20 protein-coding genes, 1 tRNA gene, 2 pseudogenes and 1 riboswitch are annotated in these 14,778 nt (G+C 42.9%); of the genes and pseudogenes, 10 read left to right on the forward strand and 13 right to left on the reverse strand.

Annotation, left to right across the window (positions count from 1 at the left end; all coding sequences use genetic code 11):
• The first annotated feature begins 73 nt into the window (after window positions 1–73).
• The 4 genes from yjcA to spoVIF all read left to right on the forward strand — a co-directional run bounded on the left by yjcA (window position 74) and on the right by spoVIF (window position 1,532).
• Complete coding sequence (gene yjcA / locus NSQ16_RS06240; RefSeq protein ID WP_230488462.1) at window positions 74–430, forward strand: sporulation protein YjcA; 357 nt, start codon at window positions 74–76, stop codon at window positions 428–430.
• A gap of 280 nt (window positions 431–710) precedes the next feature.
• Window positions 711–917, forward strand: coding sequence for a hypothetical protein (locus tag NSQ16_RS06245; RefSeq protein ID WP_017695696.1), 207 nt, complete (start codon window positions 711–713; stop codon window positions 915–917).
• Window positions 918–998: 81 nt separating this feature from the next.
• Window positions 999–1,145 carry a sporulation protein YjcZ gene (gene yjcZ, locus NSQ16_RS06250; protein ID WP_015252337.1) on the forward strand — a complete coding sequence of 49 codons (147 nt, stop codon included), beginning with the start codon at window positions 999–1,001 and terminating at the stop codon, window positions 1,143–1,145.
• A 132-nt stretch (window positions 1,146–1,277) separates the two neighbouring features.
• A complete protein-coding gene (gene spoVIF, locus NSQ16_RS06255) occupies window positions 1,278–1,532 on the forward strand; it encodes a sporulation-specific transcription regulator SopVIF (protein WP_003232870.1) in 255 nt (84 codons plus the stop codon).
• A gap of 73 nt (window positions 1,533–1,605) precedes the next feature.
• Here the strand turns inward: spoVIF and NSQ16_RS06260 are convergent, their stop codons facing one another.
• Window positions 1,606–3,885, reverse strand: coding sequence for an ATP-dependent helicase (locus NSQ16_RS06260; RefSeq protein WP_014479472.1), 2,280 nt, complete (start codon window positions 3,883–3,885; stop codon window positions 1,606–1,608).
• Between the two features lie 116 nt (window positions 3,886–4,001).
• Between NSQ16_RS06260 and NSQ16_RS06265 the strand changes: the two genes are divergently transcribed.
• Window positions 4,002–4,256, forward strand: coding sequence for a hypothetical protein (locus NSQ16_RS06265; RefSeq protein ID WP_003232866.1), 255 nt, complete (start codon window positions 4,002–4,004; stop codon window positions 4,254–4,256).
• Window positions 4,257–4,327: 71 nt separating this feature from the next.
• On the opposite strand, the gene NSQ16_RS06270 is transcribed toward NSQ16_RS06265, so the two are convergent.
• From NSQ16_RS06270 to NSQ16_RS06280, 3 genes are read right to left on the reverse strand one after another with little or no spacing between them, the layout of a single operon-like run.
• Window positions 4,328–4,750, reverse strand: coding sequence for a GNAT family N-acetyltransferase (locus NSQ16_RS06270; protein WP_185184232.1), 423 nt, complete (start codon window positions 4,748–4,750; stop codon window positions 4,328–4,330).
• A gap of 3 nt (window positions 4,751–4,753) precedes the next feature.
• Window positions 4,754–5,269: a YjcG family protein gene (locus tag NSQ16_RS06275; RefSeq protein WP_003232861.1), complete on the reverse strand. Its 516-nt coding sequence runs from the start codon at window positions 5,267–5,269 to the stop codon at window positions 4,754–4,756.
• 36 nt (window positions 5,270–5,305) lie between these two features.
• On the reverse strand, window positions 5,306–6,028 hold the full coding sequence (locus NSQ16_RS06280) for an esterase family protein (RefSeq protein ID WP_029726266.1): 723 nt from the start codon (window positions 6,026–6,028) through the stop codon (window positions 5,306–5,308).
• A 167-nt stretch (window positions 6,029–6,195) separates the two neighbouring features.
• Window positions 6,196–6,316: riboswitch (SAM riboswitch) on the forward strand.
• A 67-nt stretch (window positions 6,317–6,383) separates the two neighbouring features.
• On the opposite strand from NSQ16_RS06280, the gene metI reads away from it, so the two are divergent.
• Window positions 6,384–7,505: a cystathionine gamma-synthase/O-acetylhomoserine thiolyase gene (gene metI / locus NSQ16_RS06285; RefSeq protein ID WP_026113650.1), complete on the forward strand. Its 1,122-nt coding sequence runs from the start codon at window positions 6,384–6,386 to the stop codon at window positions 7,503–7,505.
• A complete protein-coding gene (gene metC / locus NSQ16_RS06290; protein ID WP_021479530.1) occupies window positions 7,498–8,670 on the forward strand; it encodes a cystathionine beta-lyase in 1,173 nt (390 codons plus the stop codon). The genes metI and metC overlap by 8 nt, the downstream gene beginning before the upstream one ends.
• A 32-nt stretch (window positions 8,671–8,702) precedes the next feature.
• Here the strand turns inward: metC and NSQ16_RS06295 are convergent, their stop codons facing one another.
• On the reverse strand, window positions 8,703–9,248 hold the full coding sequence (locus NSQ16_RS06295; protein WP_003232852.1) for a GNAT family protein: 546 nt from the start codon (window positions 9,246–9,248) through the stop codon (window positions 8,703–8,705).
• 69 nt (window positions 9,249–9,317) lie between these two features.
• A complete protein-coding gene (locus NSQ16_RS06300) occupies window positions 9,318–10,508 on the reverse strand; it encodes a DUF819 domain-containing protein (protein ID WP_009967022.1) in 1,191 nt (396 codons plus the stop codon).
• 171 nt (window positions 10,509–10,679) lie between these two features.
• Here NSQ16_RS06300 and NSQ16_RS06305 point away from each other — a divergent pair.
• Window positions 10,680–10,752, forward strand: a tRNA-Val gene (locus tag NSQ16_RS06305).
• Window positions 10,753–10,979: 227 nt separating this feature from the next.
• Here the strand turns inward: NSQ16_RS06305 and NSQ16_RS06310 are convergent.
• The 7 genes and pseudogenes from NSQ16_RS06310 to NSQ16_RS06340 all read right to left on the reverse strand — a co-directional run bounded on the left by NSQ16_RS06310 (window position 10,980) and on the right by NSQ16_RS06340 (window position 14,161).
• On the reverse strand, window positions 10,980–11,336 hold the full coding sequence (locus tag NSQ16_RS06310) for a tyrosine-type recombinase/integrase (protein WP_329956614.1): 357 nt from the start codon (window positions 11,334–11,336) through the stop codon (window positions 10,980–10,982).
• Window positions 11,233–11,592, reverse strand: a complete 360-nt coding sequence (locus NSQ16_RS06315) for a hypothetical protein (protein ID WP_230488482.1) — start codon at window positions 11,590–11,592, stop codon at window positions 11,233–11,235. Before NSQ16_RS06315 ends, NSQ16_RS06310 begins: the two co-directional genes overlap by 104 nt.
• 63 nt (window positions 11,593–11,655) lie before the next feature.
• Window positions 11,656–11,952, reverse strand: a complete 297-nt coding sequence (locus NSQ16_RS06320) for a hypothetical protein (RefSeq protein ID WP_014479478.1) — start codon at window positions 11,950–11,952, stop codon at window positions 11,656–11,658.
• A 21-nt stretch (window positions 11,953–11,973) separates the two neighbouring features.
• Window positions 11,974–12,474 (reverse strand): annotated as a pseudogene (locus NSQ16_RS06325) (ImmA/IrrE family metallo-endopeptidase).
• A gap of 71 nt (window positions 12,475–12,545) precedes the next feature.
• Window positions 12,546–12,893, reverse strand: coding sequence for a DUF4064 domain-containing protein (locus NSQ16_RS06330; RefSeq protein WP_163117517.1), 348 nt, complete (start codon window positions 12,891–12,893; stop codon window positions 12,546–12,548).
• 12 nt (window positions 12,894–12,905) lie between these two features.
• A complete protein-coding gene (locus NSQ16_RS06335) occupies window positions 12,906–13,427 on the reverse strand; it encodes a hypothetical protein (RefSeq protein ID WP_230488463.1) in 522 nt (173 codons plus the stop codon).
• Between the two features lie 362 nt (window positions 13,428–13,789).
• Window positions 13,790–14,161: a helix-turn-helix domain-containing protein gene (locus NSQ16_RS06340; protein ID WP_076457849.1), complete on the reverse strand. Its 372-nt coding sequence runs from the start codon at window positions 14,159–14,161 to the stop codon at window positions 13,790–13,792.
• Between the two features lie 221 nt (window positions 14,162–14,382).
• On the opposite strand from NSQ16_RS06340, the gene NSQ16_RS06345 reads away from it, so the two are divergent.
• Both NSQ16_RS06345 and NSQ16_RS06350 read left to right on the forward strand, forming a co-directional pair.
• Window positions 14,383–14,601 carry a helix-turn-helix transcriptional regulator gene (locus NSQ16_RS06345; RefSeq protein ID WP_230488481.1) on the forward strand — a complete coding sequence of 73 codons (219 nt, stop codon included), beginning with the start codon at window positions 14,383–14,385 and terminating at the stop codon, window positions 14,599–14,601.
• Window positions 14,564–14,755, forward strand: a pseudogene (locus NSQ16_RS06350) (helix-turn-helix domain-containing protein). The gene NSQ16_RS06345 and the pseudogene NSQ16_RS06350 overlap by 38 nt, the downstream one beginning before the upstream one ends.
• Window positions 14,756–14,778 lie beyond the last annotated feature (23 nt).

The raw sequence follows: 14,778 nt of genomic DNA on the forward strand, positions 1-14,778 counted from the left end.
CAAGATACAATTCATGAAGAATAGGGTTTTCGCATATATGTGAAGGGATCATGATTGGCAAAGGAGTGAACGAGTGGTTATAAATGGGCTGACAATTGTTCTTCTATCGCTTGCGGTCTTTCGGCTCGCCCGCCTGTTGGTGTTTGACACGATTATGGCGCCACTTCGCAGTCTGTTTCATGAAGAGAAGGAAGAAAAGGATGCGGACGGGAATATTCAAACCTATATCGTGATTAAAGGAAGCGGTGTCAGGGCGTTTATTGGTGAATTGCTGAGCTGCTATTGGTGCACAGGCGTGTGGTGCGCCGGCTTTTTGATTTTATGCCAAGCGTTGATCCCGCAAGCGGCGCAGTGGCTGATTTTACTTTTGGCGATCGCCGGCCTTGCCGGCATCATAGAAACGCTCGTATCAAAATGGCTGCAAGAATGAGGCGTTACCACCAGCAACTTTTCACTAGCATCAGCATAAAGTAGCATATATGACATAAGGAAAGGAAGGGGACAAAAATGAACCAACATCATAAACCTTCCCAAAAATCTCCATATACAGATTCATCGTATCAATCAAAAAAGATAAAAAAGAAAGGCTGCGGGTGCGGAAATAAAAAGAAAAAGCCTCAATAGTCTGGCAAAGAAACCGGAGAACTCCGGTTTTTTGTTTTTTAACGGAGCGGCCTCGCTCAGCATATATCATAAGCGGGGGGATAAAAGTGAATGAGTTTGAAAAATGGATAGAAGGAAGATACGAACCACACGAACAAAAGCAAAAAGAGTATGAAGACACGATGGGTCGCATCAGAAAAGACTTGGATGCATTTGATAAAGCCGGTCTGGAATTTGAAGATGAGATTGAAGAGCTGGCTGAAAAAACGGAGGCCTTACTTAAGAAACATCAAGCTCAATATGATCAATCATAAATCCGCAAACGCCCTATGCGAATATCCAAGCCGATCCAAGCAGCTCACATAGTGTATAGAGAGTAAAGGAGGTGCTTATCTATGGGCTTTGGATACGGATTCGGCGGCGGCTACGGCGGCTGTTATGGCGGTTATGCTGGCGGTTACGGCGGCGGCTATGGTTCAACATTTGTTTTGTTGGTCGTATTATTCATTCTCCTCATCATCGTAGGTGCATCTTTCTTTTAAGATGTATTGAGGAAGTACGGGTTATAACCCGTGCTTCCTTGCCTTGTGTTTATTTTTAAAAATGTTGGAAAAGCACATTGTATTATGTGCATTCATACAATACCGTATTACTCCGCCAAAAGGAGGCGCATTATGGATAATCAATTTTTTAAGAACATCGAAAAGAAAACAGGTGTGAAGATGCAGGATGTAATGAATCTTGCCGGATCACTCCAAAACGCTAATTTTAAAGATGAAAATACAGTGCGCAGTGTGATTAACCGCGTAGCGCAGATGGCAAACAGACGCGTGCCAAAAGAATTAGAAGATAAAATTGTGGAATCTATTACAAGCGGAAAAGAAAAGCTTGATTTTGGCACGATTTCTAAAATGATGGATAATAAATAAGTGGATGGCCTGGCTGACTCACTGCAGCGGGCCTTTTTTTACAGTAAAAACCCGGCAGTAATCTGCCGGGCTGTTAATGATGCAAGGGCTGTCTTGCTTTTTGTAGAAGGGGATACAAAAATCTTGAGCGGTTGGCTGTTTTGCCGCGCCTGTTAGCGGGGCAAGACAAATATAAATGCTGTTTCGCCCGGGTCATGGCTACATATAAAAGGCGTCTTTCCTCCTCAAGAGCGGCCTCGTCTCCTTTTCTTGCCGTTTCTAATGAGAAATCGTGCGGAATCGAGCCATCTACAGTGCCTAACACGTAGACTGTTTTGAATTCAAGGCCTTTTGACCGGTGAATGGTCATCAGCTGAACGCCATGTTCATCCGTTCTGTTTTTCTCAGCGGCCCTCATATGGTCTACGTGGGCAAGAAAGTCAGGAATCGTTTTGAACTTCTTGGCGACAACCTTGATGTCGCGCAGGTCATCAGAGCCTTTTTCCAGTTTGTTGCCCTCATTGCCCCGCTTTTTTAAATACTCGGAGAAGCCCATTTTTCCTTCTGCAAAGGTGATGGCTTCTACGGGCTTCATCGTGCGGAGGCTTGCAAAAAACGGTACGATTTTCTTGATTTTGTCCAGCTGGAATGGCTTCAGATCAGGCAATTTGGCCAGCGCTTTGATCATGGTACAGTCCTCTGTGATCGAGAGCGCCTTCAGCGTATTCAAAGCGGACTGTTTTAAAAACAAGGCGGGAAGCAAATGTTTAATCGCCTCGGTGTCATCCTCATTTTGGCTGGCGTACAAGTAGGCGAGAATCTGGCGGACGATCCGTCTGCTGTAAAACGATTGGACGCCGCGGTCAGCTGTATACGGAATTGATGATTGATGAAGCCTTTCATAAATAGCACGGCCTCCGCTGTTTGTGCGGTACAGAACCGCAAAGTCTTCTGGACTGGCTCCATTTTGAATTTTTTCTTTGATATCGGAAACGACCATTGTGGCTTCTTCCTCTTCATCATAAGGATAAAACAGCACAGGGACCTGAATGTCATCGCGGGCCGCTTCAAGCGTTTTGGCATATCTGTTTTTGTTCTTTTTCACAACGATATCAGCACTAGAGACGATCGGGTGCGTAGACCTGTAGTTCGCAGTTAAATAGATCGTCTTCGCTCCCGGATAATCCTTTTGAAAATCAAGAATGAAAGACGGATTGCTTCCGCGAAACGCGTAGATGGACTGGTCATCGTCTCCGACACAGCACAGGTTTTGCTCCGGGCTGGCGAGCATTTGCATGATTTTGTATTGAACCGGATTAATGTCCTGAAACTCATCAATTAAGATATACGTAAACCGAGATTGATATTGTTCCAGAAGGTCAGGCCGCTCGATAAACAATTCATAGCAGGCTGAAGCCATGTCATCAAAATCAAATTGACTGTGTTCTTTTTTCTGGCGTTCATAATGTTCATATAAACGATAAACTTGTTTTTCCCACTCATCTTTTAGAGGGATGCGTTCATTTGGGACATAAGTGTTTTTCCAAAAACCGATCTGCTGCAGAGCTTGGTCAACTGGGAATTCTTTCTCATCGATGCCTTCTTCATAGAGTGCTTTTTTGATATATTGTTCCCGCTGCCACTCCATTTTCAGCAGATGCTCACCGTTCCATTTAGCAGAATTAGAGTGATACAAGATCTTATAAAACAGACTGTGGAATGTTCCTGTCACAAGTCTTCTGACTTTTGCCGGCTGTAATCCGTACTGGTTGGCCATACGCTCTTTCATTTCAGCGACAGCTTTTGTTGTAAAGGTGACAAGCAGCATATTTTCAGGCGGTATGCCTAAGTGTTCGATCATGTGGGCGGCACGGGCTGTCAGCACCCGTGTTTTTCCGCTCCCCGCACCTGCAAGCACAAGCAGCGGGCCCTCTGTTTCCGTGACAGCTTTCAGTTGATCCGTGTTTAAACCGACAGACGGAAAAAGGCTCGTATCGGGTTCTATTGTTTTTGGCACAAATGGTGTTCCTGGTTTAATGCTTCTAGGACGGTGCCATTCCGTAACAGCTGGGGACGGGTCAGCGGCGATCGCTTTTCCCTTGGGTAAACGAATGACACCAGATTCCTGATCGTCTTCTTTTTTTTCCTCTTTAGAGGGCTTCGGTTCGCACGCCTCCTCACATGCCGGAAAATCGCCTGGCTGGCGATGGATAAACTCTGGCGGATCGGCGATGTTAAGCCGTAACAAAACGGGCTTTCCGCAATGAGAACAAAATAAATGTCCTTTTATTCCCTCTTCAAAGAGGAATTGATAATGTTCTCTCGAATATGTATGTAAATGTATGATTCTATCATTCAGTCGGGCGCATTTCAAAAAGGGGTCCTCCCAATCAAAAGGTGTTCATTACAGACAATGACTATCATATCAAAAGAAATGTGTTTCAAAAAGTAAGTTTAAGGGAAAAGAGACAGCAGAGGGGTGGGTATTGTATGATATATGCAGGTCAAATTCAGAACCAGCAATACGCTCAATATGCTAATAGAACGATTGGACATAAGCAGGATTATGCCGGAACCGAAAAAATCAGCTATGTCCCGTTTCAGCGGGTATACAAAGAACTGGAAAAGCAGCAGGAGAATCAAACGGCCGCTGAAAGAAAAGTAAACGAGATGAAACGTAAGCGCTCTCTTTATAAGAGATTGCGAGAAAAAGGAATGGGCACATATATTAATCGATATGTATAAAAAACCGTTCATACGAGAGAACGGTTTTTTATATGCGGAAAAAATCCGGATCTCAAAAGATCCGGATGCGTTCAGTCCTTCATCATTTGTAAGTGCGGAATGCCGGCATCGAGGAATTCTTTTTCAGAAAGCACGCGATACCCGTGTTTCTTGTAAAACGGCACAGCCTGTGTTTGCGCGTTTAAAATGAAACCGGAAGCGCCTCCGTCTGCCGCGGCTTTTTCGAGCGCTTTCATAATGATGCCGCCGACACCGGCTGAGCGGTGGCTTTTCAGTACGCAAATCCGCTCTAACTTGCCGTAGCCGTCCTTCATACGCCATCTTCCGGCACCGACAGGCTTTTCACCGTCATACACGACGATATGCTCTGACTCATTTTCAAGTTCGTCAATTTCTTCTTCAGCAGGCACGTTTTGTTCTTTGACAAAGACTTTTTCTCTTACATAGAATGCATCTTTCAGTTGTTCTTCATTTTTTGCGATAACTGCTTTCAAACATTATTCTCCTCTGCCTAGCAAGAAGGTTTCATATACTGTCCACGATCCGTTTTCCAGCTGGTAAAGCAAGTGGAAACGGTCAACGATTTCTTCATGCGACACTTCCTGCATTTTTAATTGTCCCAGCACATCTGAATGCTCATCGTCGGAAAGGTTTTGGCCGACCGTCACATGCGGAACAAAATTATATTCCTGTTCTCCTGCCAACACACCGGTGTATAGCTTTTCATTGAGTGTTTTTAACTCTTCCGTCGGTTCTGCTTTGATGTAAATGACATTATTGACAGGCGCAAATGAGCTGTATTTTGTCATTTTGAGAACGAGTGGGTGGGACTCTTTTGCGATGTTTCTTAAATGTGATACGAGCTGATCCGCTTTCTCCTCCGCGCATTCAAAGGATGCTCTCAGCGTCAAATGAGGCGGGATTAGAGAGTAGCTTGGGTCATAGCGCTTTCTGTAAGAGTTTGCAAGGTCTTGGAGCTTTTTTGATGGAAATAAAACGATTCCGTATTTCATATTATGTCCCTCCTGGAAATAAAGTATGATAGAGTGTTACAGCATTTTTTTCAGCGCCGGGGTGATGAGCGGCTGCCAGTATGTCCATTTGTGGTCTCCGTCAAATGGCTCAAAATCATAATCGGAAAGTTTCTTCTCCAGCAGCTGTTTCAGCTCCCGGTTCGGTTCTGTAAAGTCCAGAATGTTCCCGTCTGTCGTGTGGACGTCAGTTTCTTTTGTTCCGATTTGGTGATAAATAGAGAGGTGTTTGATATCGCCTGACTGTTTCACGGCTTCTAGTACGTGTTTGTCAACATAGGGAGACTGCATGATGATGTTGCCAAACATATTCGGATAATCAAGCGCTGTCATAAGTGACACGGTTGCTCCGAGCGAATCACCGATCAGCGTTCGGCCGTAACCGATCTGATAGGTTGGATACTCATCATCTGCAAAAGGAACGAGCTCATGGGCGATGAACCGTTTATAAGCCGAAAATTTTGAACCCTCCGGATGATAAGTGTTTCTGCGCTCTTTTACATCCTTATAAGGAACACCGATAATAATGCTCCGGTCTATTTCGCGTTTCGACAGCAATTCCTCAACCTGTCTGCCGATCCTCCCCAGCCTGAAATAATCGTGGCCGTCCTGCGCGATAATGACATGGTATTTATAAAGCGGGGAGTAGTTGGACGGCAGATAAACAAGCAAGGTCATTTCCTCGTTAAGCTCTTTTGAAAAGAATTTCTTTTCTTGCACTGTGCCGTTTTTCGGTGCCATAAAAACATTCCTCCAGGACATCACTATACTTTCTTGCATTTTCAATTATTGTACCATGAATTATTAGAAATTTCTCTCTTTAAACGGTTCGGCACACGAAGAAAAAAGTGTTGAAATAAACTGTGAATTGCGCTAATATAAAACAATCAGAAAATTGAAATCGATATTTCTTATCGTGAGAGGTGGAGGGACTGGCCCTTAGAAACCTCAGCAACCGGCTTGTTTTGCATGTGCAAAGCGCCAAGGTGCTAAATCCAGCAAGCGTTTTTTATGCTTGGAAGATAAGAAGAAGCGTTAAACCCCTTCTTCTTATGAAGAAGGGGTTTTTATTTTGAAAAGGGAAGGTGTCAGCTATATGTCACAGCACGTTGAAACGAAATTAGCCCAAATTGGGAACCGTAGCGATGAAGTCACGGGAACAGTGAGTGCTCCAATTTATTTATCAACAGCATACCGCCACAGAGGGATCGGAGAATCTACCGGATTTGATTATGTCCGCACAAAAAATCCGACACGCCAGCTTGTTGAAGACGCCATCGCTAACTTAGAAAACGGCGCGAGAGGGCTTGCCTTTAGTTCGGGAATGGCTGCTATCCAAACGATTATGGCGCTGTTTAAAAGCGGAGATGAACTGATCGTTTCATCGGACCTATATGGCGGCACGTACCGTTTATTTGAAAATGAATGGAAAAAATACGGATTGACTTTTCATTATGATGATTTCAGCGATGAGGACTGTTTACGCTCTAAGATTACGCCGAATACAAAAGCGGTGTTTGTGGAAACGCCGACAAACCCCCTTATGCAGGAGGCGGACATTGAACATATTGCCCGGATGACAAAGGAGCACGGTCTTCTGCTGATTGTAGATAATACATTTTATACACCGGTCTTGCAGCGGCCGCTTGAGCTGGGAGCTGACATTGTCATTCACAGCGCAACCAAGTATTTAGGCGGGCATAACGATCTGCTTGCTGGACTTGTCGTGGTGAAGGATGAGCGGCTCGGAGAGGAAATGTTTCAGCATCAAAATGCAATCGGCGCCGTCCTGCCGCCATTTGATTCGTGGCTTCTGATGAGAGGAATGAAGACGCTGAGCCTCAGAATGCGTCAGCATCAGGCAAACGCGCAGGAGCTTGCGGCGTTTTTAGAAGAGCAGGAAGAAATTTCGGATGTGCTGTATCCCGGAAAAGGCGGCATGCTGTCCTTCCGTCTGCAAAAAGAAGAATGGGTCAATCCGTTTTTAAAAGCACTGAAGACCATTTGTTTTGCAGAAAGTCTCGGCGGGGTGGAAAGCTTTATTACATACCCTGCGACCCAGACGCACATGGATATTCCTGAAGAGATCCGCATCGCAAACGGGGTCTGCAATCGGTTGCTGCGCTTTTCTGTCGGAATTGAACATGCGGAAGATTTAAAAGAGGATCTAAAACAGGCATTATGTCAGGTCAAAGAGGGAGCTGTTTCATTTGAGTAAACATAATTGGACGCTGGAAACCCAGCTCGTGCACAATCCATTTAAAACAGACGGCGGAACCGGGGCGGTCAGTGTACCGATTCAGCACGCCTCGACTTTTCACCAATCTTCATTTGAAGAGTTCGGGGCATATGATTACAGCCGCTCTGGCACGCCGACAAGAACAGCTCTTGAAGAAACAATTGCCGCACTGGAAGGCGGAACAAGAGGATTTGCTTTCAGTTCAGGCATGGCTGCCATCTCAACAGCATTTTTACTGCTGTCACAGGGTGATCACGTTCTTGTGACAGAAGATGTATACGGCGGAACCTTCCGTATGGTGACAGAGGTGCTGACCCGGTTTGGCATTGAGCATACGTTTGTCGACATGACGGATCGTAATGAAGTGGCGCGGAGCATCAAGCCGAACACAAAGGTCATTTATATGGAGACGCCATCAAATCCGACACTTGGGATTACGGATATTAAAGCAGTTGTTCAGCTTGCAAAAGAAAACGGCTGCCTGACCTTTCTGGACAATACATTCATGACACCGGCACTGCAGCGTCCGCTTGATCTCGGCGTGGATATTGTACTTCACAGCGCGACAAAATTCTTAAGCGGACACAGCGATGTACTCTCAGGTTTAGCTGCTGTCAAGGATGAAGAGCTTGGGAAGCAGCTGTATAAGCTGCAAAACGCGTTCGGCGCCGTCCTTGGCGTGCAGGATTGCTGGCTTGTCCTGCGCGGATTAAAAACATTGCAGGTCCGTTTAGAGAAAGCGAGTCAAACAGCCCAGCGGCTTGCGGAATTTTTCCAGAAGCATCCGGCGGTGAAGCGCGTGTATTATCCGGGACTGGCTGATCATCCCGGCGCTGAAACCCATAAAAGCCAGTCAACGGGAGCGGGCGCCGTGCTATCTTTTGAGCTTGAAAGCAAAGAGGCCGTTAAGAAGTTAGTCGAGAATGTGTCACTTCCAGTCTTCGCTGTCAGCCTTGGCGCCGTGGAATCGATTTTGTCCTATCCGGCAACGATGTCTCACGCGGCAATGCCTAAGGAAGAGCGTGAAAAACGCGGTATCACTGATGGCCTGCTCCGTCTGAGTGTGGGCGTCGAACATGCAGACGATTTAGAACACGATTTCGAACAAGCGCTGAAAGAAATTGCTCCAGTTGCGGTTCGTTAAAAAAGAAGCCGGGGATGGCCCGGCTTCTTTTATTATTGTTCGTCATCAGGATTCAGAATCGCGAGGACTTGATGATCCTCCCAAACGCCATTAATTTTTACATTTTTTCGGGCGATGCCTTCTTTATGAAATCCCGCTTTTTCTAAAACACGCATGGACCCGAGATTACGGGGCATCACACCGGCTTCAATCCGATGCAGTTTCAATTCGTGGAACGCATAATCAACAACCAATCTGACTGCCTCTGTCATAATGCCCTTTCCATTATGGGCTTTGTCTAAAAAATACCCGATGAACGCAGTTTGCAGCGCGCCACGGATGATTTGAAAGAGCGAAACCGTCCCGATTAATCTATCGTCTGACGCTGTAAAGATGCCAAAATGATATTCTTCATCTTTCTCAAGTCTTTCCTGATACTCGGTTATTCGTTTTCTTTGCCCCTCAACCGTATAGTAATCGTCTGCGCGTATCATAGAAAACTGTTCGAAAAAATCCCGATTTTCGCTTTGCAGCCGTAAATTTTCTTCGGCATCCGTTACTTCTAAAGGTCTAACATAAATGGTTTTTCCTTTTAACATACAGTGATCTCTCCGTTCTCAAGTCAGCATTCCTCTTACATTATTCTCAGGGAAATGCAAATATCCTTTTTATAAGAAGGAAGAAAACCAATTTCCCATAAAAGTGCCAACATAGTTGCCGATTAAGTAGCCGAGCGTACCGACAAGCATGATCGGGGCGACAAGCTCCCTCCATCCCTTGGCAATTGCCATCGCAGCCGCAGTCGTCGGTCCCCCGACAGTAGCGTTGACGGCGAGCAGAATTTCTTCAAGCCGTACGCGGAACAATTTTCCGGCAGCTAAGGAAACCGCTAAATTGCTGATCGCAATGATAAACACGAATAATAGAATAAGAGGCGCATTCGTGACGATTAAGCGGAGATCTGCAGGAATGCCGATCACCACAAAAAATAAATAAATCAAAAAGGTTCCAAGTTCCTGAGATCCATTGAGCCTTTCAAAAAAACGCGGGAAAAGAAAAATGATAAGAACAGTTAAAGACGTAAGCACCAGGTACTGATCACCAAGCGTACCGGTCAGCAGGGGATGAGAAAAAATGCTTTTAAAATAACCGGAAACCTTCATACTCACCGCAACAAGCGCGAAAGCAGCACCGGCATTAAATGCGATATCCTTTAAGGAAATATCCTTCCGTTTCCAATAGCTTTCAGCACTGTTTCCGCTGTTTCCATCGGCTTTTACCTTCTCTTCAAACGGCATGGCATAATGCCGCTGAAACCATTTGAGTGCAGGAATGCTGATTAAAATAAAAAACAAAAGCGCCATCATAAAATTATCAGCCACAACGGTAGCCGACACATATTCACCAGGCGTCTCAAATTTTGCCGCCATCGCCGCAAAGTTGACCCCGCCGCCGATATAAGAGGCGCTGATCATCCCGCCGATTTTATCGAGATAGGGAATATGCTGTTTGAGTAGAAAAAAAGCCAGGATACTGCCAAGCACTGTTCCAACGGAGCTAATCAGAAAAATAAACAGCAAACGCCTGCTTTCCTTAAAAATTTGCCTAACATTGATCTGAAACAATAAAAGTGGTATCGCCAGTGGTACCACATAAGACCACACAGTGTCATACACAGGCGACTCAACAGGAAGCACTCCTACATTTGTAAACACCATAGCACCTGCAAGGGCAATAATAGCGCCCGACACAGCAGAAGCCCACTTAAAGCGCTGCTCCAGCCCGATACTCACTGCCGCCCACACCGCAATAAACCCCCATAATACCCAAACATCATCGGAAGAGATCAAAGAATGCAAAACCCCATCACCTCTATTGTTAGAAAATTAAGACATATTATAATAGCCGGGGAACGGAACAGCAAGTCCAAAAAAGTTTTTCTAAAAAAGCAGTTGACGAATATAAGGGAAGGTTATATAATAGAACTTGTCAGAAAGACAACAACATACCCAGCAACACATACATATCATGATTCCGTAGCTCAGCTGGGAGAGCGCTACCTTGACAGGGTAGAGGTCGCTGGTTCGAGCCCAGTCGGAATCATAGCTTAAACCCTTGACTAGCAAGGGTTTTTTACTTTGCTTATTTATTGATTTGTCATCATTCATCGAGTTGGGACCGAATTGGGGGCGAAATTATTTTTTTGAGCTGATTTTGAAGAAGAATTTCAAAATCAACTCTGTTTTTGTGCTAGGTTTCTAGGATCGAACTGGTTAAATTGTTTTACTGTGCTATTTTCGAGTTTCTCGGTAACGTGGCCATAAATATCACTAGTTGTTCGAGCACTGGCATGTCCAGCTCTTCTTTGGATAGCAACTGAGACTTTCGCCAGCTTCCATGAGGAGAGCCACCATAGTATGCCGCAAGTCATGAAGACGAACATCTTTTAGGCCGTACTTCTTTTTTATTTTAGTCCATTTTGCGGTAGGGGTTGTATAATAGTAAGGTTTTCCTTTACCACTGTGAAATACATATTGATGTTCTCCGCCTTCCCAGGCATCGCTAAGCAACAATTTTTCTTTTTCATATGCGATAATATTTAGGCAACTCATCCATATAAAAATCAGGCATTTTAACGAATCGTTGAGAACTTTTTGACTTCGGAACTTTGACATGGGGTTCTCCATTAATTGTTTTAGAAATTGATCTATTTACGTATATTCTACCTTTGTCCCAATCTATATCCAAATTCCATTCGCAAGCAAGAGCTTCTCTTCTACGAAGCCCGCCGATCAGAGCTGCAAGATAATATAAACGACATTTAATATCTATTTCATACAACACTTTAATACATTCAGCTGCTTTTTCTGATTCAAGAAAGTTCATTTCCTTATTCTCAGCTTCAGGTGAACTCAATCCCTCCATAGGATCATCTTTTATCAATTTCCATTCCTTTGTTGCGGATTTAAACAATGCTTGCAGAATTTTAAATATATCTTTGATCTCCTAATCCGCCAGGCTTTCCATTTTTATTAAAGAGTTTCTTTTCGACCCATTTCTCTGCACTGCAAATGATTCGACAGTAGATTTTTCAGGAGCAATATACTCGCCGGCCTCTACTTCAATTCTGAAACGGTCCAGTTGATCTTCGAGATACTCCTGTAATTTCCGTTTAGACTTTAATATTTTTGGATCTTCGATACGAGTCGATTTCTTTTTTCTATCTCTTTTACCGTTTTCATCATATCCATTTTCGACTATTAATCTAAAAGATTTTTCACTGCGCCTTTCAATACTAACCATGTGGCTACCTCCTTGTTCAAATTAATTTGCTTGATAAAGCTTTTGATGCCAGAGAATAGAAAACAGTTTTCTTTTGTACATTTCAAGCCGTTTAGCTGTAAAAGGGTATGTGACGTTAAAGGTATCTCCAATTAACTTTATAGCCTCCGATTGCATGCGCGGCAACGAAATCTTTTCGAGCATGAATGTCGGTACACAAAAGTGATACATGAAACTATTGGCTTGATACTTTTGAAGCTGGCGGAACATACGATTCATATTGAATTGGTTCCCGCAGTGTTTAATCACATGATGCCCGAGCTCACGGACAAAGTCCTCCCATTGTTGTTGATGAGAAGTCCTTGAATTCAAAACCATGCTATAAAGACCATTTATACAAAACATGCTGCTGCCTTTTCGTAGTGTATCCAAATCTGAAAAGCAGCCGCAATCCGTTCCATGTCAACTTCTTCAGGAGTAAACATATTCAATTTTGTATAAATCTTTTTTTACTTCTTCTAGATGAGATAACTGAATTGTCATAATAGCACCACCTGATGGGAATGTATGTTCTGTTTTTAGTGTGAAAGAAAAGCCCTTTGAAGGGCTCTTCGTTACGCTGCTGTCGTCGTTGTTTTGTCTTTTCTTGCGAGTCCCATTATGCCTGAGATAATGAGAAGAACAGCAGGCAGTAAGTAGAATAAAGAAATACAAATCAGGCCACCGATACCAGATATAAGAAGTAAAATTCCACCCAATTTTGCTTTCTTTCTAATAATTACAGAAGCAACAATACCAAGAATGGAGAGGAAGATAGCGCCCCAACCTAAACCGATAATATCGCTTGTGCCAGATGAGTTAAAAGAGGCATCAAGACCACCAACAATTAATGCCAAAAAGGCTCCTATAAATCCAAAAATTCCACCAATTAGACCTAAAACAAATTCAGTTGTTCTTTTCATTTCAAAATCCCCTTACTTAACTGGTACTTTAATTGTTACTGCTTTAGTATTCATGAAGTCATCAGTTGTAACATCACCGAAGTTTAATTTGATTTCTTTAACGCTATTAACATCAATTTCTTTTCCATCAGGAGCTGAAAACTCAAGAACTCCTTCTTGTTTAACGCCGCCTTGAACTTCACCGCCAACTTCTCCATCAGTCAAGAACATGTTTGCTGATAATTGCATGCTGCCAATTACTGCATTTCCTTGGTCTGGATAGAAAGTCAGGACCTTGTCAGTAGTATTTTCAATGTTTATACCAACGTTTATCTTGTCTTTCATGATCTTTACATCGCCCAGGTTAACTTTCATTCCCAGAGCTTCAGCAGATTGTTTGCTTGCATCGACTTTTTTAGAGCCGTCATCTTTAGTCTCTTCAGTTTTTTTGTCTTTTGAATCACTACTCCCTGTAGAGACATCATCTGTAGAGCTACATGCTGCTAACGCAAGCGCTAGTCCCAAAGACATGAATAAAAAGAACCACTTTTTCAACCTAATTCCCCCAGTTCATAAATTAGAATACCTATTAATAATCGGCTAAAACTGCCAAAAATTCAAGAGGATTTCGCCAAAAATGTTAATAGATTCTTAAAATCAACGGGGATAAGATGGTGAATTTACTTAATGGATTACCTCAAAATTTGCGGTTGAAAGAGAATATAACCTCAAAGATTTGAGGTTGAAATGATTTCAACTGAATAGTTTACCTCAAATTTTGAGGCGAAGTGTTCAGAACTAATTAAACTAAACAAAATAAAACAATAATAATAAATAAAGAATAATGTGTTTGTTATGTAATTATTTTTTGCTTCAGTTGATAATAAAAAATAGCAATACTTTTGCTTAAAGGAATGTCAATCATTCTCCCCATTCGGAGATTTGCGACTTTTTTCTTTTTCTTTCAAATACTTAATAAAATCGATAGCTTGTCTTCGTGCTTCTTCTGAAAAATCAGATGCATCTTTAAAGGCGATTTGTAAATCAGGATCTTCGAATAAGTCACTATTAAAGCTGTTAGGTCTTTTACCTGTAAGAATATAATCAGTAGTTACGCCATATAAATTGGCAATTTTCACAAGCATTTCACCATCAGGCTTTCGCAAACCATATTCCCAGTTTGCATAAGTTGACATGGTTTTAAGACCTAATTTCTTTGCAACTAGAGATTTGCTCCAACCCTTTTTTTCTCGTAATTCGGTTAAGACTTTCCCTGTTATATTATCCATATTTATACACCTTTTTTCATTTGGTGTGTAAATTTTAACACGTTTTACACAAGATAAATAAATAGTTACACAAAAAGAATAAAAATATGTTGACTTACCCACCGTGTGTATATTATGATGAGATCAACAAATGTTACACATATAGAGTAAGGTGGTGGAAAGATATTATGCTTAGAAAACTTCGAGATACAAGACTCGCTCAAGGAAAAACTCAGTCTTACATGGCGAAACAACCTGGTTATAGATATGCTAGCGGCTATGCCAACATAGAAATGGGTCGCACAAAACCCAGCCTTGAGAAAGCCCAACAAATTTCTGAGCTCCTAGATGGTGATGTAAATGAACTTTTTTTGATGAAAAGTTACACGAAAAGAGTAAAACTGCAGCGTAGGAGGTGTAGAAATGTCTCGCAACACAATGACCGTGCAGGAAGCTGCTGAATACCTCGGTGTTCATCATGACACGATTTACACAATGGTTCGTGAAAAAGAAATTCCTCACTTCTGAGTGCGCACACGTATTTTCCCCACTAAGCACAACATAGATGCGTGGATTGAAGCGCAGGAACAAGCAAATATGAAACAAGCGCAATAGCAAGGAACCTACTGAACGAAAAT

Source organism: Bacillus sp. PS108 (genome assembly GCF_037963335.1).
GTDB lineage: Bacteria > Bacillota > Bacilli > Bacillales > Bacillaceae > Bacillus > Bacillus subtilis.

Coding starts and splice junctions, on each gene's coding strand:
- yjcZ (WP_015252337.1), top strand. CDS start 999: ATGGGCTTTGGATACGGATTCGGCGGCGGCTACGGCGGCTGTTATGGC.
- spoVIF (WP_003232870.1), top strand. CDS start 1,278: ATGGATAATCAATTTTTTAAGAACATCGAAAAGAAAACAGGTGTGAAG.
- NSQ16_RS06265 (WP_003232866.1), top strand. CDS start 4,002: ATGATATATGCAGGTCAAATTCAGAACCAGCAATACGCTCAATATGCT.
- NSQ16_RS06275 (WP_003232861.1), bottom strand. CDS start 5,269: ATGAAATACGGAATCGTTTTATTTCCATCAAAAAAGCTCCAAGACCTT.
- NSQ16_RS06280 (WP_029726266.1), bottom strand. CDS start 6,028: ATGGCACCGAAAAACGGCACAGTGCAAGAAAAGAAATTCTTTTCAAAA.
- metI (WP_026113650.1), top strand. CDS start 6,384: ATGTCACAGCACGTTGAAACGAAATTAGCCCAAATTGGGAACCGTAGC.
- NSQ16_RS06295 (WP_003232852.1), bottom strand. CDS start 9,248: ATGTTAAAAGGAAAAACCATTTATGTTAGACCTTTAGAAGTAACGGAT.
- NSQ16_RS06310 (WP_329956614.1), bottom strand. CDS start 11,336: ATGGAGAACCCCATGTCAAAGTTCCGAAGTCAAAAAGTTCTCAACGAT.
- NSQ16_RS06320 (WP_014479478.1), bottom strand. CDS start 11,952: ATGGTTAGTATTGAAAGGCGCAGTGAAAAATCTTTTAGATTAATAGTC.
- NSQ16_RS06330 (WP_163117517.1), bottom strand. CDS start 12,893: ATGAAAAGAACAACTGAATTTGTTTTAGGTCTAATTGGTGGAATTTTT.
- NSQ16_RS06340 (WP_076457849.1), bottom strand. CDS start 14,161: ATGGATAATATAACAGGGAAAGTCTTAACCGAATTACGAGAAAAAAAG.
- NSQ16_RS06345 (WP_230488481.1), top strand. CDS start 14,383: ATGGCGAAACAACCTGGTTATAGATATGCTAGCGGCTATGCCAACATA.